Raw genomic sequence first — 24,645 nt, forward strand, 5'->3', positions numbered from 1 at the left:
CCATGAAGGAGTGTGGGAACGGTGTCGGAACAGACGGAACGGATTCTGGTCGTGGATGACGAGGAGCGCATCCGGCGGCTCCTGCGCATGTATCTCGAGAAGGAGAACTATCAGATCGAGGAAGCGGAGGACGGGGAGCAGGCGCTCCGGATGGCACTCGAGCGGGACTACGATCTCGTCATTCTCGATCTGATGCTGCCCGGCATGGACGGCATCGAGGTCTGCTCGAAGCTGCGGCAGTCGAAGGCGACGCCGGTGCTCATGCTGACCGCCAAGGGCGAAGAGATGAACCGGGTGCAGGGATTCGAAGCCGGCGCGGACGACTACGTCGTGAAACCGTTCAGCCCGCGCGAAGTCATCTACCGCGTGAAGGCGATCCTTCGCCGCTCTTCGGCGACCGCCTACCTGACGCGGGAGACGCACGCAAGCAACAACATCGTGTTCCCGCACCTGATGATCGAACATGATGCGCATCGCGTCACGGCAAACGGGCAGGAAGTCCAGCTGACGCCGAAGGAATACGAGCTGCTCCACTACCTGGCCCTGTCGCCGGACAAAGTCTTCACCCGGGAAGATCTGCTGAAAGATGTATGGAACTACGAGTTCTTCGGCGACCTGCGCACGGTGGACACCCACGTGAAGCGGCTGCGCGAGAAGCTGAACCGGGTGTCGCCGGAAGCGGCGGCGATGATTACGACGGTTTGGGGCGTCGGATACAAACTCGAGGTGCCGAAGTGACATGATCCTGCGCTTCGTGCGGAGCGTCGTCTTCAAGCTGTGGGCGACAATCATCGGACTGGTCGCGGTGGTCCTCGTCATTCTCGGCATGTTCCTGCTGCAATACATCGATCTGGCGTTTTCGAACAACGCCTACAACATCAAACTGCTGTTTGTCATCACGGGCGTCATCGGCTTTCTGCTGACGACGTTCTTTGCGTTCTTCCTGTCGTTCAAGATCACCCAGCCGCTGCTGGAAATGAAACGGGCGGCGGATCTGATCGCGCAGGGCGATTACCGGATGCGCCTGCCGATCCGCTCCACCGACGAGATCGGGGAGCTCGCGGGCACGTTCAACCATATGGCCGCCGAAGTCGACAAGCTGATCCGCGATCTGCAGCATGAGAAGGACCATCTTGCCGGCATTCTGCGCAGCATGACGGACGCCGTCATCACCTTCGACGCCCGGGGGCAGACGATCCAGTCCAACCCGCAGGGAGAAGACTTGCTGAAGCAATGGGCGGGCATCGTGTGGGAAGGCGAACCGGATGCGGACGAGCGGCACGGCGGCGTGCCGGGGCCGCTGCGCGAGCTGTACGACGCCGTGCTGCGGGAAGGACGCGATCTGAGCGGCAAAGTTCACGTTCACAACGAGGTCTGGTCGGTCGTCATGGCGCCGCTCAAATCCGAGCAGGGCGTGCGCGGGGCCGTCGCCGTGCTGCGCGACGTGACGGAAGAATACCGGCTGGAGAAGCTCAGGGCCGATTTCATCGCGAACGTCTCGCACGAGATCCGCACGCCGCTGTCGATGCTGCAGGGATACAGCGAGGCGCTGCTGGACGACATCGCGGCGTCGCCCGAGGAACGGCGCGACATCGCCCGCATCATCCATGACGAGTCGGTGCGGATGGGCCGGCTGGTGAACGACCTGCTCGACCTCGCACGGATGGAGAACGGCCATTTCGAGATCAAGCAGCAAGTGGTGAACATCAGCGACCTTATCCAGCGCGTGCACCGCAAATTCCTCGTCTACGCCAAGGAACGGGACATCCGGCTGAGCAGCGCGCTTCCGGATCATCCGCTGATCCTGAAGGCCGCCGACGAAGACCGGCTGGAACAGGTGCTCACGAACCTGCTCGACAACGCGATGCGCCACACGCCGGCCGGTGCGGCGATCGAACTGAAGGCGGATCCGGCGGCCATAGACGGCCGCCGCCATATCCGCGTTGTTGTGCGGGACGAAGGACAGGGCATTCCGGCAGAAGACTTGCCGTACATCTTCGAGCGGTTCTACAAAGCCGACAAGGCGCGCAAGCGCGGGGCAAGCTCCGGCACGGGCCTCGGCCTCGCCATCGTGAAGAACATCGTCGAGGCGCACCGCGGCCGGATCAGCGTGGAGAGCGAGGTCGGGCGGGGCACGGCGTTCACGCTGCTGCTTCCTGTCGAACCGGCGCAGCCGTAGCCGTCCGCGCCCGTCGAATCGCTGCGGGTTTTCTTGTTCGTCGTGGAACAGGCGTTGCGTGGTTGAATCGTAAAAGGGCTTGATCCGAAAGCCGTTCATCGAACGGCGGGGATCAAGCCCTCGTTGCATTTATGGCTTACACGTGGATCTCTTTTGCATTCTTCAGATCCGGCAGTCTGGAGATTTCCGCCAGCACGTCCTTCGGCACGGGCTTGTCGACGGACAGCACCATGATCGCTTCGCCGCCGACCAGTTTGCGGCCGACCTGCATCGTCGCGATGTTGACGTCGTTCGAGCCGAGCAGCGTGCCGACGCGGCCGATGATGCCCGGTTTGTCATGGTGGCTGACGAGTACGAGATTGCCTTCCGGCGCGATGTCCACCGGGAACTGGTCGATCTGGACGATGCGGGCGCCGAGACCGTTCAGCAGGGTGCCGGAGACGAGCCGTTCCTCGCCCTTCGTGCGCAGTTTCACGGTAATCAGGTTGGTGAAGCCTTTGTGCGTGTACGACTTGTTCGACACGATGTTGACGCCGCGCGTCTTCGCGAGATGAAGGCTGTTCACCAGGTTCACCTGATCATCGCCGAGATGGTGCGAGAGCACGCCCTTGACGACGGAGCGGGTGAGGGAGGAGGTGTCGATGTCGGCAACTTCGCCCGAATAGCTGACGCTGATCTCTTCCACCGCGCCTTCCGCGAGCTGGGCGGCGACTTTGCCGAGCTTCTCGGTGAGCGGATAGTACGGTTGCAGCTTGTTCAGAACCTCCGACGGAATCGACGGCATGTTCACCGCGTTCTTGAACGGTTCTCCGCGCAGAATGTGGAGCACCTGTTCCGACACGTCGATCGCCACGTTTTCCTGCGCCTCGACCGTCGATGCGCCGAGATGCGGCGTCACGATGATCTTCGGATGGCGGAGGAACGGATGATCCGGCGCCGGCGGCTCGGACTCGAACACGTCGAAGGCGGCGCCGGCAACGATGCCGCTGTCTATCGCTTCGACCAGCGCCTGCTCGTCAATGATGCCGCCGCGCGCGCAGTTGATGATGCGCATGCCCGGCTTCATGATCTCAAACTGCGGACGCGAAATCATGTGGCGGGTTTCCGGCGTGAGCGGGGTATGGACCGTGATGAAGTCCGCCGTACGCACAATGTCTTCCACGGTGGACAGCTTGACGCCCAGCTTGTCCGCCCGCTCTTCCGTCAGGAACGGGTCGTAGCCCAGCACTTCCATGCCAAAAGCCTTCGCGCGGATGGCCACCTCGCTGCCGATCCGGCCCATGCCGAGAATGCCGAGCTTCTTGTTGCGCAGCTCGACGCCGACGAACGATTTGCGGTCCCATGCGCCGGAGATCGTCTTGGCGTAAGCCTGCGGGATATGGCGGGCGAGCGCCATCATCATGGCGAAGGTATGCTCGCACGTCGTGATCGTGTTGCCGTCCGGCGCGTTGATGACGACGATGCCGCGCTCGGTTGCGGCCGCCAGATCGATGTTGTCGACGCCGACGCCCGCGCGTCCGACGACTTTCAGCTTTTTGCCGGCGTCCATGATGCGGGCGGTGACCTTCGTCTGGCTGCGCACGAGCAACGCGTCGTAATCGCCGATGATGGCGGCGAGCTCGTCTTCACTCAGGCCCGTCTTCTTGTCGACGGTCACGTCTTCCGCATCGATCAGCTGCTGGATGCCGTGGTCGCTGATCGAATCCATTACGAGAATTCTGAACATGCCCCCATGAACCTCCCGTGCCAAAATGCAAAATAAGGAAACCCCCGCCCGATGCCGTCTGCCGTCTCGGACGAGAGTTTCATATCACGCACTGCACCGATATGGCTTGCAGACTTTAACTATTTTATAGCAAACATCGTTTTCGTGCAATTGTCATTGTTGCTTAAATATGAAAATTTCAGCAACAATCAGGGTGAATCCGGGAGGTGTCTCAACTTCCGCTGAACATCGGAAGCTGCGGAAGCAGTTCACCGCCGTAGACGGCCCGTTTCTCCAGGAAGTCGCCGCTGCGGACGGCTTCCGTCCGCAGGAGGATCTCCACGGCCCGATCCACGGACAAGATTCCGAAGCCCGCCGCCTGGCCGGAATCGAAGAAGTGATCGACCCGCGCGGCCAGATCCTGCGGATAATAGTCCGGCAGCACCCGGCGTTCCTTGAGCAGACCGGCCGCGATCGCGTTCTTCATCAGAAGCGGCTGGCTGTTCCACGTTTCGAGCGTCATGCCGGGACTATCCGGCACCTGGTCCGGAAGGTCGGGTTCGAGGGATGCTCCCCACTTCACCATGGCGTCAAAATATTGCTTTTCCGCCAGCAGCGCATAATCGAGGGCCTGCCGGTAGATCGCGTCTTCACCGATCCGGCGGATGACGGTCCGGGCATCCGCGGCCTCACCGTTCGCATGGCGGCTGAATGTCTCCGAGAAAAGCTTCAGGCTCTTCAACACATTCGTCTGGGCATCGACGAGCAGCGGGGAGGACGACGGAATGTCCGCGCGCTCCGCTTCCTTGTAGCGGTCGTTCGCGACAGCGGCCAGCGATTTGAGCCGCTTGGCCGGATCCGGCGCCTGTCCGGCTTTCATGTTCGACGCTTCCCGGATCCATTCGCCGGTGAAGGAACGGAACGGCTGATAGACCGTATAGTAATATGACAAAAGATCTTGCTGCTGGTAGGCCGCAACGGCGGGCGGCGACGTCTCCGAATGCTTCGGCGCATACCGCGCTTCGGTTCGCTCCGTCCCGATCTTCATGCCCAGAAAGAAGGTGGCGACGGCTACAGCAAGCATGAAAAGAAATCCGAGGCTGAACAGCAATTCCGTCCGTGGCAATCGCTTCTCCATGACAGTCTCCTTCATACGATGTATGATAGAGTCAAACGCTCTCCAGTATAGGGGAAATTTTCGAAAAAGGAAACATGCGGTCGAACGATGAAAAAATTCAACCTGCGCAACTTCAAGTTGCGGCGCGTCACCGTCCATGATCTGGATGATCGTCTGCTGCTGCTCAATCTGTACGCGACGCAAGCCCTTATGCTTATTATCGGAACGGCCTGGCTGATTTTTCAGGGGCAGAATCCGATTGCGCTTCTGGCTTGGCCGGACGGGCTGCAATTTCTCTGTTGGGGCGCCGGACTTGCGGCCATGGCGCTCCTGGTCAATCTTGCCGCGGAACGCTGGATGCCCGAAGAAGCGGCGGACGACGGCGGCGTCAACGACAGGCTGTTCCGCAGCCGGCCGGTCTGGCATATCCTGCTGATCTCGGCGACGGCCGCGTTGTGCGAAGAACTGCTGTTCCGCGGGGCGGTGCAGCATCATCTGGGTCCGTACTGGACCAGCATCGTGTTCGCGGCGATCCATGTCCGCTATCTGAAGCACTGGATTCCGACGGGCCTCGTCTTCCTGACCAGCTACGGGCTCGGATGGATCTATATCGAGACCGGAACGCTATGGGCGCCGATCGCCGCGCATTTTCTGATCGACGCCGCGGGCGGTCTGATAATTCGGTTTCGGAGGGAATCATGAAGGATCAACGAGACGAATTTCCGTTGTCCAGGCGGCGCTCCAAATCTTACTCCGTTTCGCATTCGTCGCCTGATGGCCGCCGTGTGAACGAGCAACAGGCGGAAGAGACGCCGCTGCCGCCGCGCCGGGTGAAATTTCCGTCGAACAAATATCAGACGGCGCGTTGGTTCTACAATGTGCTCATCGCACTGTTCCTGGCTTTGATGACGGCGCTGTTCCTGTACGGGCGTGAATTGTCCGGAGGATGAAGCAGGCCTGCCGGGAGACCTTCGGCGGGGAAGGAGGACGTTGCGTGATCGTGTGGTGCGCCGCGGCGGCTGCCGCGGCATGCACAGTGCTCGGGGCCGTCATGGTGCGGGAAGCGTTCCGCGTGCGGCTGCGCCGGGAAGAGGTCGTACTGCCGAGGCTTCCCGCCGCGTTTGACGGTTTCCGAATCTTCTTCATCAGCGACATTCACCGGCGAACCGTCCATCCGTCGCTGATCCGGCTTGCCGCGGAAGCGGGAGGCGCGGATCTTGTGCTGATCGGCGGCGATCTGACGGAGGGCGGCGTGCCGGCTGAACGGGTCCGAGCGAATGTCAGGCTTCTGTCCGGCATCGGGCCGGTGTTCATGGTATTCGGCAACCACGATTATGACGAGGACGCCGAATCGCTTGCCGAACTGCTTCGGGAAGAACGGGTCGCCCTGCTTCGAAACGAATCGCGCATCATCGAACGGGATGGTCAGGCGATCCGTCTGGCCGGCGTGGATGATCTGAGCGCGGGGCGGGACGATGTCCGCGCCGCGCTGCGCGGCCGGACTCGCCCCGGCCGCCGGCCGGCCTTCACCATTCTGCTGGCGCATGACCCGCTGATCGTCGAACGGATGACGGCCGAGGACGCGCGCCGGACGGATCTCATCCTCGCCGGGCATACGCACGGCGGCCAAATCGTCCTTCCGCTCATCGGACCGCTTGCCCGCGGCCATCTTCGCTATCTGCGCGGCTGGCGGACGCCGCCGCGGCGCAAAACAACCGGAGGCGCCGGACGCCCCCGGTTGTTCGTCAGCTGCGGCTATGGCACGTCGCATCTTCCGCTGCGCCTGTCGGCGCCGGCGGAAGCCCATCTGTTCACGCTCCGTTGCCTTCACCGTTCGTCAGGTCAGGGTCCGGAATCTCGATGAGCGCCGGATCGAGGAAGCCGTATCCCGCCTCCTCGATTTTTCCGAGCAGCTCATCGAGCGCTTCCGCGGTCCAGGGCAGCTCGTGCATCAGAATGTTGGCTCCGGGATGGAGCTGGTCGAGCACGTTTTGGATCACGGCATCCGGCTTGTTCTTCGTGCTGGAATCCCAGTCGAGCGATCCGTTCGACCACGTCGTGAAGAGCAGGCCGAATTCCAGCGCGATGCCCCTGACATACTCGCCGCCCGATCCGAAAGGCGGCCGGAACATCTTCGGCGCTTCGCCGATCGTCTCCTCAACCAGCTGTTGGACGCGGCCGATCTGGTCGCGCACGGTCTCTTCATTTTCCTTCTTCAGGTCGATGTGGTCCCAGGAATGATTGCCGATCATATGGCCCCGTTCGTGGATCAGCTCGAGCAGTTCGGGTTGCTTCACCGCGCGGTAGCCGTTCACGAAGAAGACCGCTTTCGCCTGGTGGTTGTCCAGCGCATCCAGCATCTGTTCCAGAATCGCCCGATCCTTGGGCCCGTCGTCGAACGTCAGCAGCACAACCTTCGAAGCTGCCGTTTCATCGATCGGTTCGAAACGGTACGCGCCGTTCATCCGGTATTGCGGAGCGGCGGGAGCACTCGCGGTGTCTTCATCGCCATCGGCTCCGGTCTCTCCTTCGGATGAACCGGGATCTTCGCTTTCATCGGATTCGCCGGCCCCGCTGTCCGCAGCGTTTTCCGCTCCCGGCTGCACCGTTTCATCCGCCGCGCCGGCATTGCCCAAGCCTGCATCGTCCATTTGGATCTCCGCGCCGTTACTGTCCGCGGTTCCCTGTCCGCAGGATGTCATCAGCAGCATTGCGGCCGCAAGCGCAAGCGCCGGTTTTCGCATCGTCATCGCCTCCCTTGGGTGTCCCCAACATTGTAACACGGGGCATCCCGCCCATCCATCGACCCGGGCTTCCTGATTTTGATCCGGATTGGCGCCATTGGCTCGGGCAACACTAGGTACGCAATCCATTTGACACACGAGGAGGGACCCGCGAATGCGCATGCGCGGATTTGTGGCGGGCGGCCTGATCGGCATCGCGGCCGGCATCATTCTGTCCCGCAGAAAACCGGGTTCGGTCGAATGGTTCGTCCGCAGGGCGGATCAACTGATGACCAGCGCGAAGCACAGGATGATCGAGCAGGTGCTGAACCGCCGGTTCGGCGCCGAGGAGCGCAGCGGCGAGCATGCCTGCAAATCCGAATCCGGTTCGTCCTGGAACACGATCCGTTCGTTGATCAACGCGGATGCCCGCGTGAAACATGAAGCGGAGCGGATTCTGACCGAAGCCGGCGATGCGGCGTCCGAACAGGACAAACAGCACTGACGGCGCGCAGCCGCCCGCGAATATGGCCGGTCGGGATTGGCCTGGAAGTCATCGCGGGGGATGGCTTTCGGACAATCCCGACGCGGTGATTGCAGCGCGAATGCCGCACCGCCGAGGCGCGCGCAGCCCGCGGAAGCGGCTGGTACATAGCTTCTGTTCCGGCTTTTTTCGCCGTCCGGGCTCGTCCGCAGCCCGTTGTTTGCTTTCCCGGGGAATTGGGTTTGCTTTCTTCCTCGTTTCCTAGTGCATTTCGCCGGCATCCATGATAACATAGAAGCAAGATCTTGCCTGTGGACATGGGTTCGTCCGGCAGGGTCGCAGGGCAGAAATGTACGATGCTGCAGAGGGGGAGAGCCATCATGAAGATTGAGCGGCTCAGTCAGGACAAGATCCGCATCTTCCTGACGTTGGACGACCTCCTTGAACGGGGGATTCAGAAGGAGGACTTGTGGCGCGAAATTCCCAAGGTGCATGAACTGTTCAGCGAAATGATGGACCAGGCTTACAGCGAACTGGGATTTGAAGCGAGCGGTCCCCTGGCGGTCGAAGTGATCGGACTTCCGGCGCAAGGGATGGTTGTCATCGTCACCCGAGGCAGCGGAGACGTCGATCATCACGGTTATGCGGATGATGACGAGCGTGAACACGACGACGAGTTGTACGAGATGGAACTGACGCTGGAGATCAGCGATACGATCCTCTATGCGTTCCGGGATTTCGAAGACGTCGTCGCCGCGGCGCGCAGGCTTGCCGCAGCCGGTCCGGAAATCGGCGGCAAGCTCTATGCCTACAAGGGGTTGTACCTGCTTGCTTTCGACTCGTCGGGAGTCGAGCAGTCCCGTTATCAGGCGATAACCGCGGTGCTCGCCGAATACGGCGAAGCGGCGTCCGTGACGGAAGCCGTGCTTGAGGAATACGGCAAAGTCATCTTCGCATCCGATGCCGTGAAAGAGATCAACGCACGGTTCTGATCTTGTCGATCGGCTGTCCGATATTGAAGCGCATCCGAAGGCGAAGGTCCGCTTTCGGGCGCGCTTCTGTCATTCATGCGGGCTGTGCGGGGCGGCAGCGCCCCGGTGAAGGGAGGGATGGCCGCATGTGGATGTTGTCGATGCTCACGGCGGCCGTCGCGCCGGGCATCGCGCTGCTCGCCTATTTCTATCTGAAAGACCGATATGATGCAGAACCGATTCACATGGTAGCGCGCATGTTCATCGTCGGAGCGCTCATCGTGCTTCCCATCGCCGTCATCCAGCGCGGCCTCACGCTCGAACTCGGCGAGTCCCCGTTCGTGCAGGCTTTCCTCATTTCCGCGGGCATCGAGGAAACGATGAAATGGTTCGTGCTCTATCATATGATATACAACCACACCGAATTCGACGAGCCCTATGACGGCATCGTCTACGCCGTCGCAGTCTCGCTCGGGTTCGCCACGCTCGAAAACGCGCTGTACGCGCTGCTCCTGCCCGCTTCGTTCGGATCGCTCCTCCTGCGGGCGCTGCTGCCCGTGTCCGGCCATGCGCTGTTCGGGGTGCTGATGGGCTACTATATCGGCAAGGCAAAGTTCGCAAGCGCGAAATCCGGCAGGTATCTCGCCGCATCATTCCTGATACCGTTATTCTGGCATGGCGCGTTCGATTATATTCTGCTCGTGTTCAAGCAATACTGGATGATGCTGATGGCTCCGCTCATGGCCTACCTGTGGTTCCGGGGCGGGCTGAAAATAAGGCGCGCCAACGACCGGTCGCCCTTCCGCTCCATTCCGCGCGAAGACGAGATTAAAATGCAGCGGATCCGTCCATAATGGGCCAAGAAGACATGAAAGGACGGGTAGCGCAAGTGACTACGGCGGCATCGAACCGGGTGAAAGTGCGCATCCGCTGCAGGCGGTGCGGCGAGAAATTCATCCTTCGCGGCAGGCGGGACAAAGGCCGGATCGACACCGGCTTCCGCCAATGCCTGTGCGACAATACCGAGGATTTCGAGATCGACGAGCACTGGGAGTGATCGTCAGCGGTGCATAAAGCTCCTTCCGCCCAAGCAAACTAAAGCCAAGTTTGCCAGCGAAAGGAGCTTTGCCTTATGTATACGCGTCTCAGCGCGGTGCTGTTCCCTGTCTTCGCCGTTCTGCTTGCGGGCACAGCCTTCTGGGGATACAGGGAACACCAGGAGAAGAACAGTCTGCTCATCAAGGCGGAGAACCAGTATCAACGCGCTTTCCACGAGCTCAACGCGCATATCGACCAACTGCACGAGCAGCTGGGCAATACGCTCGCGGTGAATGCGTCTTCGCATTCGTACCAGCGCAAGGGCTTGATCAACATCTGGCGCATCACGAGCCAGGCGCAGAGCGAGGTCAACCAGCTGCCGCTTACGCTGCTGCCGTTCAACCAGACCGAGGAATTTCTGTCGAGGATCGCCAATTTTTCGTACAAGACGGCGATCCGCGATCTGACGAAGCAGCCGCTGACCGAACAGGAGTTGGCCACGCTGAAAACGTTGTATCAGTCGGCTGAAGATATCGCCAAGGATTTGCACGTGGTGCAGCAGAAGGTGCTGGCCGATAACCTGCGCTGGATGGATGTCGAGCTGGCGCTCGCTTCCGAAGATTCGCCGCGGGACAATGCGATCATCGACGGTTTCAAGACGGTGGACAACAAGATTGCCAAATACGCGGAGCTGGATTGGGGACGTCCGGTGGCCGCCATGTATCGCAAACGGACGGTCGACATTCTGTCGGGCAATCCCGTCTCCGTCGACGACGTGCGGAAGAAAGCAGCCAGGCTGCTCGGTCTTGACAGTCCGTCCGCCGTGCAGGTGACGGAAAACGCGCGTGGCACGGAATATGCCGTCTATTCCGCCACCGTGAACACGGGGGACGGCGTGACGATTCAGATGGACTTTACGAAGCGGGGTGGAGAGCTGATCTGGTACATGAATCCGCGCGAGATCGGCAATCAGCGGACCGTCAGCCTGGACGACGCCGAGCGGGCGGCGCGCGAGTTTCTTAAGGAGCGCGGCTATCCGGAAATGAAGGCGATCGCGGTCGACCCGTATGACAACGCGGTGAATCTGACCTATGCGCCGGTTCAGGATGGTGCGGTCATCTACCCCGAGAAGCTGACGGTCAAGGTGGCGCTCGACCGCGGCGAAGTGATCGGACTTCAGGCGGCAGATTATGTCTACGAGCACAAAGAGCGGAACCTGCCGAAACCGGCGATCGACGAAGCGGAGGCACGGGCAAGGCTGAATCCGGAATTCCGGATGGAACGGTCGCAGCTTGCTGTCATCAAGAACGATCTGGACGAAGAAGTGCTCTGCCACGAGTTCGCCGGGCGGATCAACGGTGGGCGGTACAAAATCTATATCAACGCGGAGAACGGGGTGGAGGAGAAAATCGAACGATATCAGACGGCAGAAGACGCCGGAGCGGGGCGTGAGCGGGCGCTAGCCGGATAAAAAGCTTTTCGCGCCGCAATTCCTGCTGGTTGTGTCTTTCTTCCCATGATATAATTTCATGTAATGGGGGGGAAGACCGAATTGGAGCCGAAAGTCAATACGTTCCTGTATCTGCAGGTGGCATCATCGGATGAAGAAGATGCGAAGGCCGTGTACAAATCGCGCATCGCTGACGTTCAGGACGATACACTGTACATCGAGGTGCCGCTCGAGGAACAGACGGGCCGGTACAAACGGCTGTTTCCCGGGGACGAACTATCGGCTTACTACCTGACGGAAGGTGGCGTGAAGCATTATTTCAACACGCACGTGCTCGGTTTCCGCGACGATGTCATCCAGCTGGTCGCCGTCCGCAGGCCGGATCCCGATTCGATCCGAAAGGTGCAGCGGCGAAGCTTTCTCCGCGTCCCGGCGGTGCTGGAGCTGGCCGTCAAGCTTGCGAACCAGGTCCGGTTCTTGGCATACACGGACGACATCGGCGGGGGAGGCATCTCTTTCACCACGGACCCCAGATGGGCGTTCAATGCCGGCGATGTGATGGAGTGCTGGCTGCTGTTGCCCTACAAGAACGGAACGATCGAGCACGCTTTCTTCAAACCGGAAGTCGTGCGGGTGAAGAAGCTCGAGTCCGGCCGGAATCAGGTCATGGCCAAGTTCATCGAAATCTCGGACAGCGAACGACAGAAAATTATCCGATACTGTTTCGAGCGCCAGCTCGAATTCCGCAAACATTGACGTGCGTCCGTCCGCCGCGCATCGGATTCCCGATATTCGGGAATACTGCCCATTCCGAGGAAGGGGGAGCGGCGGATGGATCAACGGAATGCGGGTCGGAGCGGTCGCAGGATGTGGACGGCCGCTGCGGACAGGATTTGCATGCGGCTGGCCGTCATCATCGCCGTACTGATCGCGCTCATTGTCGCGGCGCAGACGGCGCTGCATATGGACGGCATACGGCCGTTTCTGTCAAAGACGGAACGCCTCGAAGGCGTGCCGCACGGGGACAGATAATTTTGCATCCTGCTGCGGTATGTGGTATAATTTTCGCGTTTGGCAGGCCGTGCCTGCTTTTTTCATGATGGTCGCTGGAGGGGTTTACGCTGACGAACATTGCGCAGGACAGCAGTCCGCGGCGCATCGCGATCGCCATCGACGGTCCGGCGGGGGCCGGCAAGAGCACGGTTGCCCGTCTGGTAGCCGGCAGGTTCGGCTACGTTTACATCGATACGGGCGCTATGTATCGGGCGGTTGCGCTGGCTGCGCTTCGCGCGGGCGTCGAGCCCGGGATGACAGGCGAGCTTGAAAAACTGGTGTCGGAGCTGGACATCCGGCTGGAACCGGGCGATGTCGTGCAGCGCGTTCGCCTGAACGGCGAGGACGTGACGGATGAGATCCGGTCCCGCGCAGTGACATCGGTTGTCCCGGCCTATGCGGCGGTGCCCGCTGTGCGGGCCAGACTGGTGGAACTGCAGCGCGCCATGGCCCGGGAAGGCGGCGTCGTCATGGACGGCCGGGACATTGGCACCCACGTGCTGCCCGACGCGGAACTCAAGGTTTTTCTTACGGCAAGCGTGCAGGAGCGTGCGCGAAGACGGTACGAGGAAAGCGGGCGGGCGCAGGGGATGACGCTCGAGATGCTTGAAGAGGAGATCGCCGAACGGGACCGGCAGGACGCAAGCCGGGAAATTTCCCCGCTCGTCAAGGCAGAGGACGCGATCGTCCTGGATACGACGACGCTTACGGCCGAAGAGGCGGCGGAACGCATCGCCGCGCTCGCCGGACGATCGATCGCGGAGGCGGGCAGATCATGAACCTCTACGAGATCGCCCGGGTTGTGCTGCGGATCCTCTACACATTGCTGTTCCGGCTCAAAGCCTACGGCGTGGAGAACGTGCCCCGGGAAGGCGGCGTGCTGATATGCTCGAACCATATCAGCGTGCTGGACCCGCCGACGCTCGGCATTTACGTGCCGCGGCGCCTTCACTACATGGCCAAGTCGGAGTTGTTCAAGTTCAAACCGTTCGCCGCGCTCATTACGGCGCTCGGGGCATTTCCCGTCAAGCGGGGCGGCGTCAGCAAAGAAGCGATCAAGACGTCTCTGCAGCTGCTGCGGGATGGTCATGCGATCCTCATGTTTCCTGAAGGAACACGCAATTCGGACGCTTCCTCCGCCAAACGCGGAGCCGCGTTGCTCGCGATCCGGAGCGGAGCGACGGTCGTACCGTGCCGAATCGTCGGAGGCTACCGGCTGTTCCGAAGGACACACGTCATCTACGGGCCGCCGGTCGACCTTTCGCCGTATGCCGACGGTACGGACGGCGAAGCGCTGGATCAGGCGACTGAGCTCATCATGCAACGCATCCGCGAGTTGCAAGTCGGATAGGCAGATGAATCATTCATTCGTTTTAAATGCGCCGACCGTTTCAACAGCGGCCGGCGGGTTTAAATAAAGTTGGGGCAGAATCGAGGAGGTTAGTGTCCATGTCAGAAGAAACGAAAAACCTGGAAACCGCGGCAGCGGAAACTCAAGCCGAAACCGCGGCGGAGACCATTACGGAGCAAAATCTGGATCAGATGGTCACCCTGAAGAAAGGCGATATTGTGAAAGGCACGGTCATCAAGATCGAGGACAACCAGGCTTATGTAAGCCTTGGATATAAATATGACGGTGTCATTCCGCTTCGGGAACTGTCGGCTGTACAACTCGACAACGCGGCGGATGCCGTGCAGGTCGGCCAGGAACTGGAGCTCAAGGTCATCAGCATCGACGATGACAAGGAGCGCCTCGTCCTCTCGAAACGCCAGGTCGATGCCGGGAAAGCATGGGATCGGCTGCAGGAGCAATTCGAGAAAGGCGAAGTGCTCGAGGTGACGGTCGCCGATGTGGTCAAAGGCGGTCTCGTCGTCGACGTGGGCGTCCGCGGCTTCATTCCGGCATCGATGGTCGAGCGCCACTACGTCGAAGATTTCAGCAGCTACAAAGGCCAAACGCTGCGCGTCAAAATCAAGGAGCTTGACCGGGAGACGAACAAGGTCATCCTGTCGGCCAAGGAAGTGCTCGAAGAAGAGTACGAAGCGAACAAGCGTCGCATCATGGACTCGCTTGAGCCGGGTCAGATCATTGAAGGCACCGTGCAGCGCCTGACGCCGTTCGGAGCGTTCGTCGACATCGGCGGCATCGACGGTCTGGTGCACGTTTCGGAGCTGGCCTGGGAACATGTCGCCCATCCGCGCGACGTCGTCTCCGAAGGACAGCAAGTGAAAGTGAAAGTGCTGAAGGTCGATCCCGAAGCAGGCAAGATCAGCCTGAGCATCAAAGCAGCGCAGCCCGGTCCGTGGGAGCTTGCGGCTGACAAGTTCCACAACGGCGACATCGTCACCGGCACCGTGAAGCGCATCGTAAGCTTCGGCGCGTTCGTTGAAGTGGCGCCCGGTGTGGAAGGCCTCGTTCACATCTCGCAGATCGCGCATCGCCATATCGCGACGCCGCATGAAGTGCTGAAGGAAGGCCAGGAAGTGAAAGCGAAGGTGCTCGACTTCAATCCGGCCGAGAAGCGGATCTCGCTCAGCATCAAGGAGACCGAGGAAGCGCCGGAGCAGCCGTCCCGTTCGGAGCGGAACAGAGGCGGCCGCGATCAGGTTGAATCCATCCCGAAAGAGAACCTGAGCTTCACGCTCGGCGAGCGTTTCGGCGACAAACTCAGCAAACTTAAATAAACCCGACGTCGACAGTGGGGCCGTCTTCACCGGATCGCCGATCCGTGCGGGGGCGGCCCTCTTTGCGGCTCTTCCGTCGCCCGCAACGTATGCGGCCTTCCGGCGCATAATAGGGCGAGGAGGGATAGCCGGTGAATGCTGGTTGGACGACGGCCTGGGTGATGGTAACGGCCGGCATATTGCTCGCGACCGGATGGAAGAAGCAGCTCCTCGATGATGTCCCGCCCCTTCGCGCAGCCGTGCTGGCCGCTGCGCTGCTGGCCGCATGCGGGTTTGCCGGCGTATGGACCGGGTTGGCCGGGTCGGCGCTGCCGCAATGGCTGACGGTCTTCGGCGCCTGCGCCTTGCTGCGGAAGGCCGAGCCAGGCAAGCGCCTTCAGGCGTTGGCCGGCGCCGTTCTCGGGAGCATCGCCTGGATCTGGCTGAGGAAGCTGTATGCGGCCGATCCGGTGTTCATTCTCTGGGACGCGCAGCTGGACGGACCGTTGGCGGCAGGCTTTCTCACCGCCGCCGCGGCAGGGCACTTCCGCGCGCAATTCGCAGCCGTCGCCGCCGCGGCGATCGCGGCTGAATGGGCTGCTCCCGCTGTGGACGGAGGATGGGCATGGCTGGACGGATTTCTCGCATCGCTCTCCGCGGCGCGGGCGGTTACGGTGCTTGTGCGCGGTGCCGCGGCGCTGGCCGGCCGTCTGCGGCCGCGTGCGAACCGCGGTGCCGAATGATCCATTTCCGGATGAAGGCGTTTCTATGGTATATTGTATAAGTTAAGCTTTCCGATCGCTGAATGCTGGTCGAATGATGATCAAGGAGTGGGCAAGGATGGCAAGACCCGTTGTCGCGATCGTCGGGCGGCCCAATGTCGGCAAGTCCACCATTTTCAACCGCATCATCGGTGATCGGCTTGCCATCGTGGAAGACAAGCCCGGCGTAACCCGCGACCGAATATACGGATCAGGCGAATGGAACGGAAAGACGTTCAGCATTGTGGACACCGGCGGCATCGAGATCGACGCCGGAGACGAGATCATGCGCTCGGTGCGGGCGCAGGCCGAACTGGCCATCGACGAAGCCGATGTCATCGTGTTCATGGTCGACGGCAAAGCGGGGCTCACCCATGCCGACGAAGAGGTTGCGCGCCTGTTGTTCCGCTCGGGCAAACCGGTCGTCGTCGCGGTGAACAAGGTCGACAACCCCGGGAGAATCGACTCCATTTACGAATTTTACAGCCTTGGTTTCGGGGATCCGATCGCGATTTCCGGATCACACGGCACCGGCATCAGCGATCTGCTCGACCGGGTTGTCGAAGCGCTGCCTGAACCTTCGGAAGAGGAGTACGACGATGATGTGATCCGGGTGGCGCTCATCGGACGCCCGAATGTCGGCAAGTCATCGCTGGTAAACGCCATCCTGGGCGAAGAACGCGTCATCGTCAGCGACGTGGCGGGCACGACGCGCGATGCGATCGACACGCCGTTCGAGAAAGACGGGCGGAAGTTCGTGTTGATCGACACCGCCGGCATGCGCAAGCGGGGCAAAATTTACGAGACGACGGAGAAATACAGTGTGCTTCGGTCGCTTAAAGCGATCGAGCGATCCGACGTCGTGCTGGTGCTGATCAACGCGGAGGAAGGCATCATCGAGCAGGACAAACATATTGCCGGCTATGCCCACGAAGCGGGCAAGGCATCGGTGCTCGTTGTGAACAAATGGGATGCCGTGGAGAAGGACGACAAGACGATGCGGCAGTTCGAACTGCGTATCCGCGACCAGTTCCAATTCATGTCCTACGCGCCGATCGTGTTCCTGTCGGCCAAGACGAAGCAACGGCTGCACAGGCTGCTGCCCGTCGTCGAACATGTAGCCGAACAGCACGCGATGCGGGTGCAGACGCATCTCTTGAACGATATTGTCGCCGACGCCGTCGCGGTCAATCCGCCGCCGACGGACAAGGGCAAACGGCTTCGCATCAACTATGCGACCCAGGTTGCGGTCAAGCCGCCGACGATTGTGCTTTTCGTCAACGATCCCGAACTGATGCATTTCTCCTACTCGCGTTATCTGGAGAACAAGATCCGGGAGGCGTTCGCGTTCGAAGGCACGCCGCTCCGCATCATTGTGCGCAAGAAGTCTGACGAGGATTAGGGGGAAGTCTGGTTGTTGGCATCGATTATTGCAGTCGCGGCGAGTTACTTGCTTGGCTCGGTATCCTTCAGCATCCTGATCGCGCGCTGGGTCAAGGGCATCGACATCCGGCAGCACGGCAGCGGAAACGCGGGCGCGACGAACACGCTGCGCGTGCTCGGAAAAGGCCCGGCGGCCGCCGTCTTCCTGCTCGACGTGGCCAAGGGGATTGCCGCGGTTCTGATCGGGCAATGGCTGGGCGACGGCGAGATCTGGGTGCCGATCCTGTGCGGGGCGGCTGCGATCACCGGCCACAATTGGCCGATCTGGTTCCGCTTCAAGGGCGGCAAAGGCATTGCCACGACGATCGGCGTCATGGCGACGCTTGCGTTCTGGCCCGCGCTCCTTGCCGGCATCATCGCGATCGCCGCAATCGCCATTACGCGGTATGTTTCGCTCGGCTCGCTGATCTTTGCCGCCCTCCTGCCGGTCTTCATTCTTGTTTTGTCCATGCCTTATGAGCTGTTCTGGGTCAGTCTGCTGATTTGCGTCTATGCATTCATCCGGCATCGCACGAATATCGTGAAACTGGTCCGGGGGCAGGAACACAAGCTCGGAGCCGGGAAAGGAGTGCCGAATGGAAAATAAGCGCGCTGCCGTACTCGTCGCCGGGAGCTGGGGAACGGCTCTTGCGACCGTCCTTGCCGACAACGGCTGCGACGTGACAGTATGGACAAGGCGGGCGGAACAGGCGGACGAGATCAACCGGCATCATACGAACAGCACCTATCTGCCGAACGTTGTATTGCATGAACGGATACGGGCCGTGACGGACATGGCCGAGGCGCTGATCGGCGCGGACATCGTCGTGTTCGCCGCGACTTCATCTTCGGTAAGGGAAGTGGCGAGAAAGGCGGCCGGCTGCATCCCGCAGAATGCCTATGTCGTCCATGCCGTCAAAGGGTTCGAGCGCGATACACTCAAACGGATCAGCACCATTCTCGCCGAAGAGCTCGCGCGGCCGGAATCTTCCATCGTCGTGCTGTCGGGACCGAGCCACGCGGAGGAAGTCGTCCGGCGCTGTCCGACGACGGTCGTCGCCGCATCGATGTCGAAGGAAGCGGCGGAAGCGGTGCAGGACTATTTCATGAACGCCTATTTCCGCGTTTATACGAATCCGGATGTCATTGGCGTGGAAGTCGCCGGCGCGATCAAAAATATCATTGCGCTCGGCGCCGGGCTGTCCGACGGCCTCGGATACGGGGACAACGCCAAGGCCGCCCTGATTACGCGCGGTCTTGCGGAGATCGGACGTCTCGGCCAGGCGATGGGCGCCCAGCTCCTGACGTTCGCCGGGCTCGCCGGCGTGGGCGATCTGGTCGTGACGTGCACGAGCCGGCACAGCCGCAATTGGCGCGCCGGTTCGATGCTTGCCGGCGGCATGAGCCTGGACGAAGTGCTTGCATCGATGGGCATGGCCGTCGAGGGCGTCGGCACGACGCGTGCCGCCTATGCGCTCAGCCGCCGGTATGGCGTGCCGATGCCGATCACCGAGCAGCTGCATGCCGTATTGTTCGAAGGAAAGCCGCCGAAGGCGGCGGTGGAAGCGCTGATGGGCCGCGTCCGGACGCACGAAAGCGAAGAAGTGGCGAAAGCCTGGCTGGAAGCCGAGTGAAGGCTCAGATGCGAACGTTTCTCGTCCGCGGATGACGCGAATGGAACAAGGCCGCACCATGTGTCCCGACTCCGCATATGATACATTCAGCACAACGGAGGAGGGGAGCTATGAGCGGCAAGAACTTGTCCAAAGACGTCCTGAACGTCGTAAAGAAAAAGACCGGCAAGCCGATCAGCGAGCAGCAGGTGAAGAAGCTGGCCGGCAGCGTGACGGCGAAGACGTTCCAGAACGAAGCCGAGCTGCGCCGCTTGATCAAACAGGTGTCGGCGGTCGCGAACGTGCCCGTATCGGAGGATACGGTGAACGATATCGTGAACGCGGTCCGCAAAAGCGGCATGAATATGGAGCAGCTGGAGTCGCTCATCCGCACGATGATCCGCAGGTGAGCGCAAGACCGGGGCAGCCGGCATCCCTCCGCGGCGGGGTGCCGGCCGTTTTTGCTTGTATCGCCGCACCGATGGTATAATGTTCAGGAACTTTATGCGAAACTGGAGACGATAACGGACATGGATGCCATGACGAAAATGTGGGTCTCGCTGATCGGAATCGGGTTGATGGCGCTGTCGGCCGTCGCGATTACGTTCGCGCGACTCAAGACGAAGGGATTTGTGCGGGGCGTTCTTTCACTGATCGCTTTCCTTCTGCTGATGATCGGCTTTTTGCTCGGACTGATCTCCATTCTGTAATGTACATAAGGAGCATGAAATCATGATTTATTTGCGCGGAAGAACGAAGGAAGCTTCCGTCCCTGCCGAAGCAGGGCTTTCCCTGTTGGAGCACGCGCTCAAGGCCGGCGTTGACTGGGGATTCTCCTGCACGCGCGGCACCTGCGCCCGCTGCCGGTGCAGGGTCGAGGCGGGAGCGGAATGGCTGGAAGATATTACGGACGCCGAATGGGACAGGCTGGAGCCGGAAGAATTCGACGAAGGCTACCGGCTCGCCTGCCAGGCTGTCGTGCGGGCGGGGGCCGGAGAGATCCGCGTCGTGAACCGCCCGTATTTCTGACCGCGGAGTGAGCGCCATGGATCATGAGTCCCGGATCGAACAGGCGCTGTGCCGGATCGCGGAACGGCTGGACGGAACCGGCGTTGCCTGGGTGGTCGGCGGCAGCGCCGGATTGATGCTGCGCGGGCTGCCGCTGCCGGCGCCGCCGCGCGATCTTGATCTGTACGCGGATCCGACGGATGCGGAGGCGATGCACGAGGCCTTGAGCGTCTGGGCGGTCGATCGACCGGTCCGCAGTGTGACGGAGCGCTATGAGTCCATTTTGAGCCATTATCGCATTGAAGACGTTCACGTGGAGCTTGTCGGCGGATTCGTCGTCGAAGACCGCGGCTGCCGGTACGAGATGCGCGTGCGGGACATTCTGCTGCCGGAAGCGGAGCGCCGCACGCTGGAGCCTTGCGGCACCGGCGCGGCCATCGTCCCGCTCGCGCATGAGCTGTGGTTCAACTGGCTGCGCGGGCGAAGGGACCGTCTGGAGCTGGCTGCGGACGCCATCGCCGCGGATCCGGACCGTCATTTGCGAGCTTTCCGCGCCTTGACGGCTGATAGCCGCTTCACTCCCGAGGCGATTGCAGAGGTGGAATCGCTGCTGTCCGCAGCGGCGAGACATCGGAAGGAAAGGGCGGGCTGCGAATCATGACAAGGTTCGTCGGGCGGCGCCCGGGCGCCTGGTTCCGCGTCCTGGCCGCCGTTCTCTTCGTTTCCGCCGTGCTCACCGGCTGCCTGTATCCGAAAGACCAGCTTGCCCAGAACCGCATGCCGCCGCGCGACGCGGTTAGGCTCGTGCAGGCGGCGGTGGACGACTACCGCAGGGACACGGGGCTCTTGCCGATCAAGAACGCGGGTCCGGAAACGCCCCGATACGAGAAATATGTCGTTGATCTGGCCAAGCTCAAGCGGACCGGCTATTTGTCGGACTTGCCGGCGGCGGCCTACGAGAAAGGCGGAAACTATTATTTTCTCGTGCTGGACGAAGAGACGGAACCGATCGTCAGACTGATGAACATCGCCGTCCTGCAGCAGCTGAACGATCTCCAGAGCCGCGTGGATGAATACAGGTCGTCCAACGGCGGCGCTCTGCCGGCCGGAGAGCCGGTCTATCCGTCGTTCGCCGCGCTCGATTTCGACAAGCTGGGCGGCAGAAAACCGGATATCCGCAGCGTCTTCAGCGGCCATCCGATCACGGTGCTCGTCCATGACAGCGGCGCCGTCTTCGCCGATTACGGCATCGACGTGCGGCGGCTGGTCGAAAGCAGCGGCACCGCGCCGGACCCGGATGCGGACCTGCGCGAGCTGCTGACGCGGGAGACGCTGTTCGTTCCGGTCAAATCTCCCGTCTATCATTGGACCCTTGGCGATCCGACGGCCCGATACCCTGAATAAAGGTTGTTCCTGTGCGAAAGGCGGAGCATGAGGCTCCGCCTTTCTTAATTTTTAACAGTCATAGACGATCATTTCACGTCATATACCAGCAGAGGAAAGCATGCGGCCGCCGTGCTGACAAATTCTCGGACGGGGTCATATTCGGGACGTGTCTGTAATAGGATGATACCAGTCCAATACGGTTCGAACAGCGGACGCCGGACGATGCCGGGCCGGCCATGCTCCCGGTCCGGTGCGGCGCGGAGAGGTGCGATCGGCGGCGACGGGCGGCTCAAGGAGCACGGCGATGGTCCGGCCGGGCGCCGACGAATCCGAGGTCCCGCGCTGCCGGCGGTGCGCCCGGACGCACTCCGTGTTCTCGGAAAATCGAATGGAGGGGATATCGAGTGGAAAAAGTCGACATTTTCAAGGACATCGCCGAACGCACGGGCGGAGACGTCTACCTCGGCGTCGTCGGGGCCGTCCGCACCGGCAAATCGACCTTTATCAAACGGTTCATGGAGACGGTCGTGCTGCCGAACATTATTAGCGAAGCGGACCGGATCCGCGCGATCGACGAGCTGCCCCAGAGCGCCGCCGGGCGGACCATCATGACGACCGAGCCGAAATTCGTCCCGAACCAGGCCGTGCAGATCCGCGTATCCGAAGGGCTGGAAGTGAACGTTCGGCTCGTGGACTGCGTCGGGTATGCGGTGGACGGAGCCAAAGGATACGAGGACGAGAACGGACCGCGGATGATCACGACGCCCTGGTTCGACGACCCGATCCCGTTCCAGGAAGCGGCCGAGATCGGCACGCGGAAAGTGATCCAGGAACATTCCACGATCGGCATCGTCGTGACGACGGACGGCACCATCGCCGAAATCCCGCGCAGCGCCTATCTGGAAGCGGAAGAGCGGATCGTACAGGAACTGAAGGATGTCGGTAAACCGTTCGTCATGATCGTCAACTCGACGCGGCCGAATTCCGTCGAAACGCAAGCTCTTCGCAGCGAACTGCAGGCGAAGTATGATATACCGGTCATGGCGCTCAGCGCGGCCACGATGGGCGAAGAAGACGTCCTGTCCGTGCTGCGCGAAGCGCTCTACGAATTCCCGGTGCACGAGGTCAACGTCAATCTGCCAAGCTGGGTCATGGTGCTGAACGAGAATCACTGGCTCAGATCGAGCTACGAGCAGTCGGTCCGAGACACGGTGCAGGATATCCGGCGGCTGCGCGATGTCGACCGGGTCGTGCAGCAATTCCTCGAGTACGACTTCATTGCGCGCGCCGGTCTCAGCGGCATGAACCTGGGCCAGGGCGTGGCGGAGATCGATCTGTATGCGCCGGATGAGCTGTACGATCAGATCCTGACGGAAGTCGTCGGCATCGAGATCCGCGGGAAAGACCATCTGCTGCAGCTGATGCAGGAATTTGCGCACGCCAAGAAAGAATACGACCGGTTCGCGGAAGCGCTCGAAATGGTGAAGACGACGGGATACGGCATCGCCGCCCCGACATTGTCCGAAATGTCGCTTGACGAGCCGGAACTGATCCGCCAGGGTTCCCGATTCGGCGTCCGGCTCAAAGCCACGGCGCCTTCGATCCATATGATCCGCGTCGATGTCGAGTCGGAATTCGCGCCGATTATCGGCACGGAGAAGCAGAGCGAGGAACTGGTGCGCTATCTGATGCAAGATTTCGAGAACGATCCGATCAAGATTTGGGAATCGGACATTTTCGGCCGGTCGCTGCATTCCATTGTGCGCGAAGGAATCCAGGGCAAAATCGCGATGATGCCGGACAATGCGCGCTACAAACTGCAGGAGACGCTCGGCCGCATCATCAACGAAGGTTCCGGCGGCCTGATTGCCATCATTCTCTGAACCGGGGAAGCGCGCTTGAAACGGCGCGCTTTTTTCACGTTCGGACGAAAGGATGCGATCAGGACGTCAATGTCCGGGGAATGCCTGAACCGCCGCGCCCGGCGCCCGGTTTCTACTTGAAAATCGGAATGCCCTGTATTAGTATAGAAATTGTGCGGTCAAAGGTATAAATTGGCTTGGAACGGTTAAACAGTATGATAGAAAAACGGTCAGCCGCAGCCAGGGGAGGTGAATGCGATGAACAAATCCGAACTCGTCAACAAAGTCGCCGAGATTACCGAACTGTCCAAGAAAGACGCTGCCAAGGCGGTCGATGCCGTATTTGACGCGATTGCCGAAGCTCTGCAGAACGGAGAAAAGGTGCAGCTTGTCGGTTTCGGCAATTTCGAAGTCCGCGAACGTTCTGCACGCAAAGGCCGCAATCCGCAGACGGGCGAACCGATCGAAATCGCCGCCAGCAAGACGCCCGCCTTCAAACCTGGCAAGTCGCTGAAGGAAATGATCGGGGAGTAAGCAAGACCCTGATGCCGTTATCGTCCGGATGGCGCGTCCATTCGGACGATATCATTTTTGTGCACGCCGGCTATTGACAGCGGGCCGGCGATCGATTAGAATCATCTTTGCGTTTGTCGGGTGTTAGCTCAGCTTGGTAGAGCGCTACCTTGGGGTGGTAGAGGTCGCCAGTTCAAATCCGGTACACCCGACCATTTCTTCTCGAAGAGGAACTGCTTCCGCAAGGCAGGAAGCAGTTTTCTTTGTACAACGACAATATCTTCACAGCGCAAGCGGTGCGCCCTCCCGGAAGGACGGCGCAAGCCGCTTGGCTTGCCGGCGCACGGCACCGGCCGACGCGCACGAAGACGCCGGAGGCGATGGAATGGACACGAGCATGGCGGATTACGTGGTCATCAAGGCGAAGGATCAGGGCGTCGTTGTCATCGGACTTACCCGGGGTCAGAACACGAAGTTTCATCACACCGAGAAACTTGACAAGGGCGAAGTGCTGATTGCGCAGTTCACCGAGCATACGTCCGCGATCAAAGTCCGGGGCAAGGCGACGATTCTGACGAAGTACGGCACGATCGAGACGGATCAATAAACCTGAACGGCGCGGTCCCTCGGCGGCTGCGGCGGAGAAAGCAGGCATAGCCTGTTTTTTTTGTTTGTACACTATACAGGCGGGGACAT

Annotated in this window: 30 protein-coding genes and 1 tRNA gene; 28 read left to right on the forward strand and 3 right to left on the reverse strand. The window is 60.9% G+C overall.

All coding sequences use genetic code 11. The features are described 5' to 3' along the window. Positions 1-21: 21 nt before the first annotated feature. Both C6W55_RS01790 and C6W55_RS01795 read left to right on the forward strand, forming a co-directional pair. Positions 22-738, forward strand: a complete 717-nt coding sequence (locus tag C6W55_RS01790) for a response regulator transcription factor (protein WP_015254770.1) — start codon at positions 22-24, stop codon at positions 736-738. Between the two features lies 1 nt (position 739). Next, complete coding sequence (locus C6W55_RS01795; protein WP_015254769.1) at positions 740-2,179, forward strand: HAMP domain-containing sensor histidine kinase; 1,440 nt, start codon at positions 740-742, stop codon at positions 2,177-2,179. Between the two features lie 136 nt (positions 2,180-2,315). Here C6W55_RS01795 and serA read toward each other — a convergent pair whose 3' ends face one another. Both serA and C6W55_RS01805 read right to left on the reverse strand, forming a co-directional pair. Further along, complete coding sequence (gene serA, locus C6W55_RS01800) at positions 2,316-3,905, reverse strand: phosphoglycerate dehydrogenase (RefSeq protein WP_286891142.1); 1,590 nt, start codon at positions 3,903-3,905, stop codon at positions 2,316-2,318. A 211-nt stretch (positions 3,906-4,116) separates the two neighbouring features. Beyond that, positions 4,117-5,022, reverse strand: coding sequence for a hypothetical protein (locus C6W55_RS01805; RefSeq protein WP_286891143.1), 906 nt, complete (start codon positions 5,020-5,022; stop codon positions 4,117-4,119). Positions 5,023-5,109: 87 nt separating this feature from the next. Between C6W55_RS01805 and C6W55_RS01810 the strand changes: the two genes are divergently transcribed. Genes C6W55_RS01810 through C6W55_RS01820 form a run of 3 tightly spaced genes read left to right on the forward strand, consistent with a single transcriptional unit; the run spans position 5,110 to position 6,865 of the window. After that, complete coding sequence (locus tag C6W55_RS01810; protein ID WP_015254766.1) at positions 5,110-5,703, forward strand: CPBP family intramembrane glutamic endopeptidase; 594 nt, start codon at positions 5,110-5,112, stop codon at positions 5,701-5,703. After that, entirely contained in the window at positions 5,700-5,951 is a 252-nt protein-coding gene (locus tag C6W55_RS01815) for a hypothetical protein (RefSeq protein ID WP_015254765.1), read from the forward strand. The genes C6W55_RS01810 and C6W55_RS01815 overlap by 4 nt, the downstream gene beginning before the upstream one ends. 44 nt (positions 5,952-5,995) lie before the next feature. Next, positions 5,996-6,865: a metallophosphoesterase gene (locus C6W55_RS01820; protein ID WP_015254764.1), complete on the forward strand. Its 870-nt coding sequence runs from the start codon at positions 5,996-5,998 to the stop codon at positions 6,863-6,865. On the opposite strand, the gene C6W55_RS01825 is transcribed toward C6W55_RS01820, so the two are convergent. Continuing rightward, positions 6,813-7,745, reverse strand: coding sequence for a polysaccharide deacetylase family protein (locus tag C6W55_RS01825; protein WP_286891145.1), 933 nt, complete (start codon positions 7,743-7,745; stop codon positions 6,813-6,815). The genes C6W55_RS01820 and C6W55_RS01825 overlap by 53 nt on opposite strands. 154 nt (positions 7,746-7,899) lie before the next feature. Between C6W55_RS01825 and C6W55_RS01830 the strand changes: the two genes are divergently transcribed. The 23 genes from C6W55_RS01830 to mtrB all read left to right on the forward strand — a co-directional run bounded on the left by C6W55_RS01830 (position 7,900) and on the right by mtrB (position 24,556). Further along, positions 7,900-8,229, forward strand: coding sequence for a hypothetical protein (locus C6W55_RS01830; RefSeq protein ID WP_286891146.1), 330 nt, complete (start codon positions 7,900-7,902; stop codon positions 8,227-8,229). A 359-nt stretch (positions 8,230-8,588) separates the two neighbouring features. Continuing rightward, entirely contained in the window at positions 8,589-9,200 is a 612-nt protein-coding gene (locus C6W55_RS01835; protein ID WP_015254761.1) for a genetic competence negative regulator, read from the forward strand. Positions 9,201-9,325: 125 nt separating this feature from the next. Further along, positions 9,326-10,033, forward strand: coding sequence for a glutamic-type intramembrane protease PrsW (gene prsW / locus C6W55_RS01840; protein WP_015254760.1), 708 nt, complete (start codon positions 9,326-9,328; stop codon positions 10,031-10,033). A gap of 14 nt (positions 10,034-10,047) precedes the next feature. Continuing rightward, complete coding sequence (locus tag C6W55_RS01845) at positions 10,048-10,236, forward strand: hypothetical protein (protein WP_353682005.1); 189 nt, start codon at positions 10,048-10,050, stop codon at positions 10,234-10,236. Between the two features lie 75 nt (positions 10,237-10,311). Beyond that, the gene (ypeB, locus tag C6W55_RS01850) at positions 10,312-11,688 is read left to right on the forward strand and encodes a germination protein YpeB (protein WP_286891150.1); all 1,377 of its coding nucleotides are present in this window, start codon (positions 10,312-10,314) and stop codon (positions 11,686-11,688) included. Between the two features lie 81 nt (positions 11,689-11,769). Continuing rightward, positions 11,770-12,423: a flagellar brake protein gene (locus tag C6W55_RS01855; RefSeq protein ID WP_286891152.1), complete on the forward strand. Its 654-nt coding sequence runs from the start codon at positions 11,770-11,772 to the stop codon at positions 12,421-12,423. Between the two features lie 75 nt (positions 12,424-12,498). Further along, positions 12,499-12,699, forward strand: a complete 201-nt coding sequence (locus tag C6W55_RS01860) for a hypothetical protein (protein ID WP_015254756.1) — start codon at positions 12,499-12,501, stop codon at positions 12,697-12,699. 89 nt (positions 12,700-12,788) lie between these two features. Next, positions 12,789-13,499, forward strand: a complete 711-nt coding sequence (gene cmk / locus C6W55_RS01865; protein WP_015254755.1) for a (d)CMP kinase — start codon at positions 12,789-12,791, stop codon at positions 13,497-13,499. Next, positions 13,496-14,071 carry a lysophospholipid acyltransferase family protein gene (locus C6W55_RS01870; protein ID WP_286891155.1) on the forward strand — a complete coding sequence of 192 codons (576 nt, stop codon included), beginning with the start codon at positions 13,496-13,498 and terminating at the stop codon, positions 14,069-14,071. Before cmk ends, C6W55_RS01870 begins: the two co-directional genes overlap by 4 nt. Positions 14,072-14,169: 98 nt before the next feature. Beyond that, positions 14,170-15,405 carry a 30S ribosomal protein S1 gene (rpsA, locus tag C6W55_RS01875; protein ID WP_286891157.1) on the forward strand — a complete coding sequence of 412 codons (1,236 nt, stop codon included), beginning with the start codon at positions 14,170-14,172 and terminating at the stop codon, positions 15,403-15,405. Between the two features lie 131 nt (positions 15,406-15,536). Then, on the forward strand, positions 15,537-16,127 hold the full coding sequence (locus C6W55_RS01880) for a hypothetical protein (protein WP_286891159.1): 591 nt from the start codon (positions 15,537-15,539) through the stop codon (positions 16,125-16,127). Between the two features lie 97 nt (positions 16,128-16,224). After that, entirely contained in the window at positions 16,225-17,547 is a 1,323-nt protein-coding gene (der, locus tag C6W55_RS01885) for a ribosome biogenesis GTPase Der (RefSeq protein WP_286891160.1), read from the forward strand. Positions 17,548-17,559: 12 nt separating this feature from the next. Next, complete coding sequence (gene plsY, locus C6W55_RS01890; RefSeq protein WP_286891161.1) at positions 17,560-18,174, forward strand: glycerol-3-phosphate 1-O-acyltransferase PlsY; 615 nt, start codon at positions 17,560-17,562, stop codon at positions 18,172-18,174. Next, positions 18,164-19,201: an NAD(P)H-dependent glycerol-3-phosphate dehydrogenase gene (locus C6W55_RS01895; protein ID WP_286891162.1), complete on the forward strand. Its 1,038-nt coding sequence runs from the start codon at positions 18,164-18,166 to the stop codon at positions 19,199-19,201. The genes plsY and C6W55_RS01895 overlap by 11 nt, the downstream gene beginning before the upstream one ends. 110 nt (positions 19,202-19,311) lie before the next feature. After that, positions 19,312-19,590 carry a stage VI sporulation protein F gene (locus C6W55_RS01900; RefSeq protein ID WP_015254748.1) on the forward strand — a complete coding sequence of 93 codons (279 nt, stop codon included), beginning with the start codon at positions 19,312-19,314 and terminating at the stop codon, positions 19,588-19,590. A 120-nt stretch (positions 19,591-19,710) separates the two neighbouring features. Then, positions 19,711-19,890: a DUF2768 family protein gene (locus tag C6W55_RS01905; protein ID WP_015254747.1), complete on the forward strand. Its 180-nt coding sequence runs from the start codon at positions 19,711-19,713 to the stop codon at positions 19,888-19,890. Between the two features lie 22 nt (positions 19,891-19,912). Then, positions 19,913-20,209 (forward strand): 2Fe-2S iron-sulfur cluster-binding protein, encoded by a 297-nt coding sequence (locus tag C6W55_RS01910; RefSeq protein WP_015254746.1) that lies wholly within the window; start codon positions 19,913-19,915, stop codon positions 20,207-20,209. Positions 20,210-20,225: 16 nt separating this feature from the next. After that, positions 20,226-20,849: a nucleotidyltransferase domain-containing protein gene (locus C6W55_RS01915; protein ID WP_286891164.1), complete on the forward strand. Its 624-nt coding sequence runs from the start codon at positions 20,226-20,228 to the stop codon at positions 20,847-20,849. After that, entirely contained in the window at positions 20,846-21,592 is a 747-nt protein-coding gene (locus tag C6W55_RS01920) for a hypothetical protein (RefSeq protein WP_286891166.1), read from the forward strand. The genes C6W55_RS01915 and C6W55_RS01920 overlap by 4 nt, the downstream gene beginning before the upstream one ends. A 386-nt stretch (positions 21,593-21,978) precedes the next feature. Continuing rightward, complete coding sequence (spoIVA, locus tag C6W55_RS01925; RefSeq protein ID WP_286891167.1) at positions 21,979-23,457, forward strand: stage IV sporulation protein A; 1,479 nt, start codon at positions 21,979-21,981, stop codon at positions 23,455-23,457. Between the two features lie 237 nt (positions 23,458-23,694). Next, on the forward strand, positions 23,695-23,970 hold the full coding sequence (locus C6W55_RS01930; protein ID WP_286891168.1) for an HU family DNA-binding protein: 276 nt from the start codon (positions 23,695-23,697) through the stop codon (positions 23,968-23,970). Between the two features lie 117 nt (positions 23,971-24,087). Then, positions 24,088-24,164 (forward strand) — tRNA-Pro (locus C6W55_RS01935). Between the two features lie 170 nt (positions 24,165-24,334). Next, on the forward strand, positions 24,335-24,556 hold the full coding sequence (mtrB, locus tag C6W55_RS01940) for a trp RNA-binding attenuation protein MtrB (protein ID WP_015254741.1): 222 nt from the start codon (positions 24,335-24,337) through the stop codon (positions 24,554-24,556). Positions 24,557-24,645 lie beyond the last annotated feature (89 nt).

Source organism: Thermobacillus sp. (assembly GCF_003390775.1).
Taxonomy (GTDB): domain Bacteria; phylum Bacillota; class Bacilli; order Paenibacillales; family Paenibacillaceae; genus Thermobacillus; species Thermobacillus xylanilyticus.

What these genes read in the sequence shown, in the direction of transcription:
- C6W55_RS01795 (WP_015254769.1), top strand. Translation starts at nt 740, where the DNA reads ATGATCCTGCGCTTCGTGCGGAGCGTCGTCTTCAAGCTGTGGGCGACA.
- serA (WP_286891142.1), bottom strand. Translation starts at nt 3,905, where the DNA reads ATGTTCAGAATTCTCGTAATGGATTCGATCAGCGACCACGGCATCCAG.
- C6W55_RS01805 (WP_286891143.1), bottom strand. Translation starts at nt 5,022, where the DNA reads ATGGAGAAGCGATTGCCACGGACGGAATTGCTGTTCAGCCTCGGATTT.
- C6W55_RS01810 (WP_015254766.1), top strand. Translation starts at nt 5,110, where the DNA reads ATGAAAAAATTCAACCTGCGCAACTTCAAGTTGCGGCGCGTCACCGTC.
- C6W55_RS01815 (WP_015254765.1), top strand. Translation starts at nt 5,700, where the DNA reads ATGAAGGATCAACGAGACGAATTTCCGTTGTCCAGGCGGCGCTCCAAA.
- C6W55_RS01825 (WP_286891145.1), bottom strand. Translation starts at nt 7,745, where the DNA reads ATGCGAAAACCGGCGCTTGCGCTTGCGGCCGCAATGCTGCTGATGACA.
- C6W55_RS01830 (WP_286891146.1), top strand. Translation starts at nt 7,900, where the DNA reads ATGCGCATGCGCGGATTTGTGGCGGGCGGCCTGATCGGCATCGCGGCC.
- C6W55_RS01835 (WP_015254761.1), top strand. Translation starts at nt 8,589, where the DNA reads ATGAAGATTGAGCGGCTCAGTCAGGACAAGATCCGCATCTTCCTGACG.
- prsW (WP_015254760.1), top strand. Translation starts at nt 9,326, where the DNA reads ATGTGGATGTTGTCGATGCTCACGGCGGCCGTCGCGCCGGGCATCGCG.
- C6W55_RS01845 (WP_353682005.1), top strand. Translation starts at nt 10,048, where the DNA reads ATGAAAGGACGGGTAGCGCAAGTGACTACGGCGGCATCGAACCGGGTG.
- ypeB (WP_286891150.1), top strand. Translation starts at nt 10,312, where the DNA reads ATGTATACGCGTCTCAGCGCGGTGCTGTTCCCTGTCTTCGCCGTTCTG.
- C6W55_RS01860 (WP_015254756.1), top strand. Translation starts at nt 12,499, where the DNA reads ATGGATCAACGGAATGCGGGTCGGAGCGGTCGCAGGATGTGGACGGCC.
- C6W55_RS01870 (WP_286891155.1), top strand. Translation starts at nt 13,496, where the DNA reads ATGAACCTCTACGAGATCGCCCGGGTTGTGCTGCGGATCCTCTACACA.
- rpsA (WP_286891157.1), top strand. Translation starts at nt 14,170, where the DNA reads ATGTCAGAAGAAACGAAAAACCTGGAAACCGCGGCAGCGGAAACTCAA.
- der (WP_286891160.1), top strand. Translation starts at nt 16,225, where the DNA reads ATGGCAAGACCCGTTGTCGCGATCGTCGGGCGGCCCAATGTCGGCAAG.
- C6W55_RS01895 (WP_286891162.1), top strand. Translation starts at nt 18,164, where the DNA reads ATGGAAAATAAGCGCGCTGCCGTACTCGTCGCCGGGAGCTGGGGAACG.
- C6W55_RS01900 (WP_015254748.1), top strand. Translation starts at nt 19,312, where the DNA reads ATGAGCGGCAAGAACTTGTCCAAAGACGTCCTGAACGTCGTAAAGAAA.
- C6W55_RS01905 (WP_015254747.1), top strand. Translation starts at nt 19,711, where the DNA reads ATGGATGCCATGACGAAAATGTGGGTCTCGCTGATCGGAATCGGGTTG.
- C6W55_RS01910 (WP_015254746.1), top strand. Translation starts at nt 19,913, where the DNA reads ATGATTTATTTGCGCGGAAGAACGAAGGAAGCTTCCGTCCCTGCCGAA.
- C6W55_RS01915 (WP_286891164.1), top strand. Translation starts at nt 20,226, where the DNA reads ATGGATCATGAGTCCCGGATCGAACAGGCGCTGTGCCGGATCGCGGAA.
- C6W55_RS01920 (WP_286891166.1), top strand. Translation starts at nt 20,846, where the DNA reads ATGACAAGGTTCGTCGGGCGGCGCCCGGGCGCCTGGTTCCGCGTCCTG.
- C6W55_RS01930 (WP_286891168.1), top strand. Translation starts at nt 23,695, where the DNA reads ATGAACAAATCCGAACTCGTCAACAAAGTCGCCGAGATTACCGAACTG.
- mtrB (WP_015254741.1), top strand. Translation starts at nt 24,335, where the DNA reads ATGGACACGAGCATGGCGGATTACGTGGTCATCAAGGCGAAGGATCAG.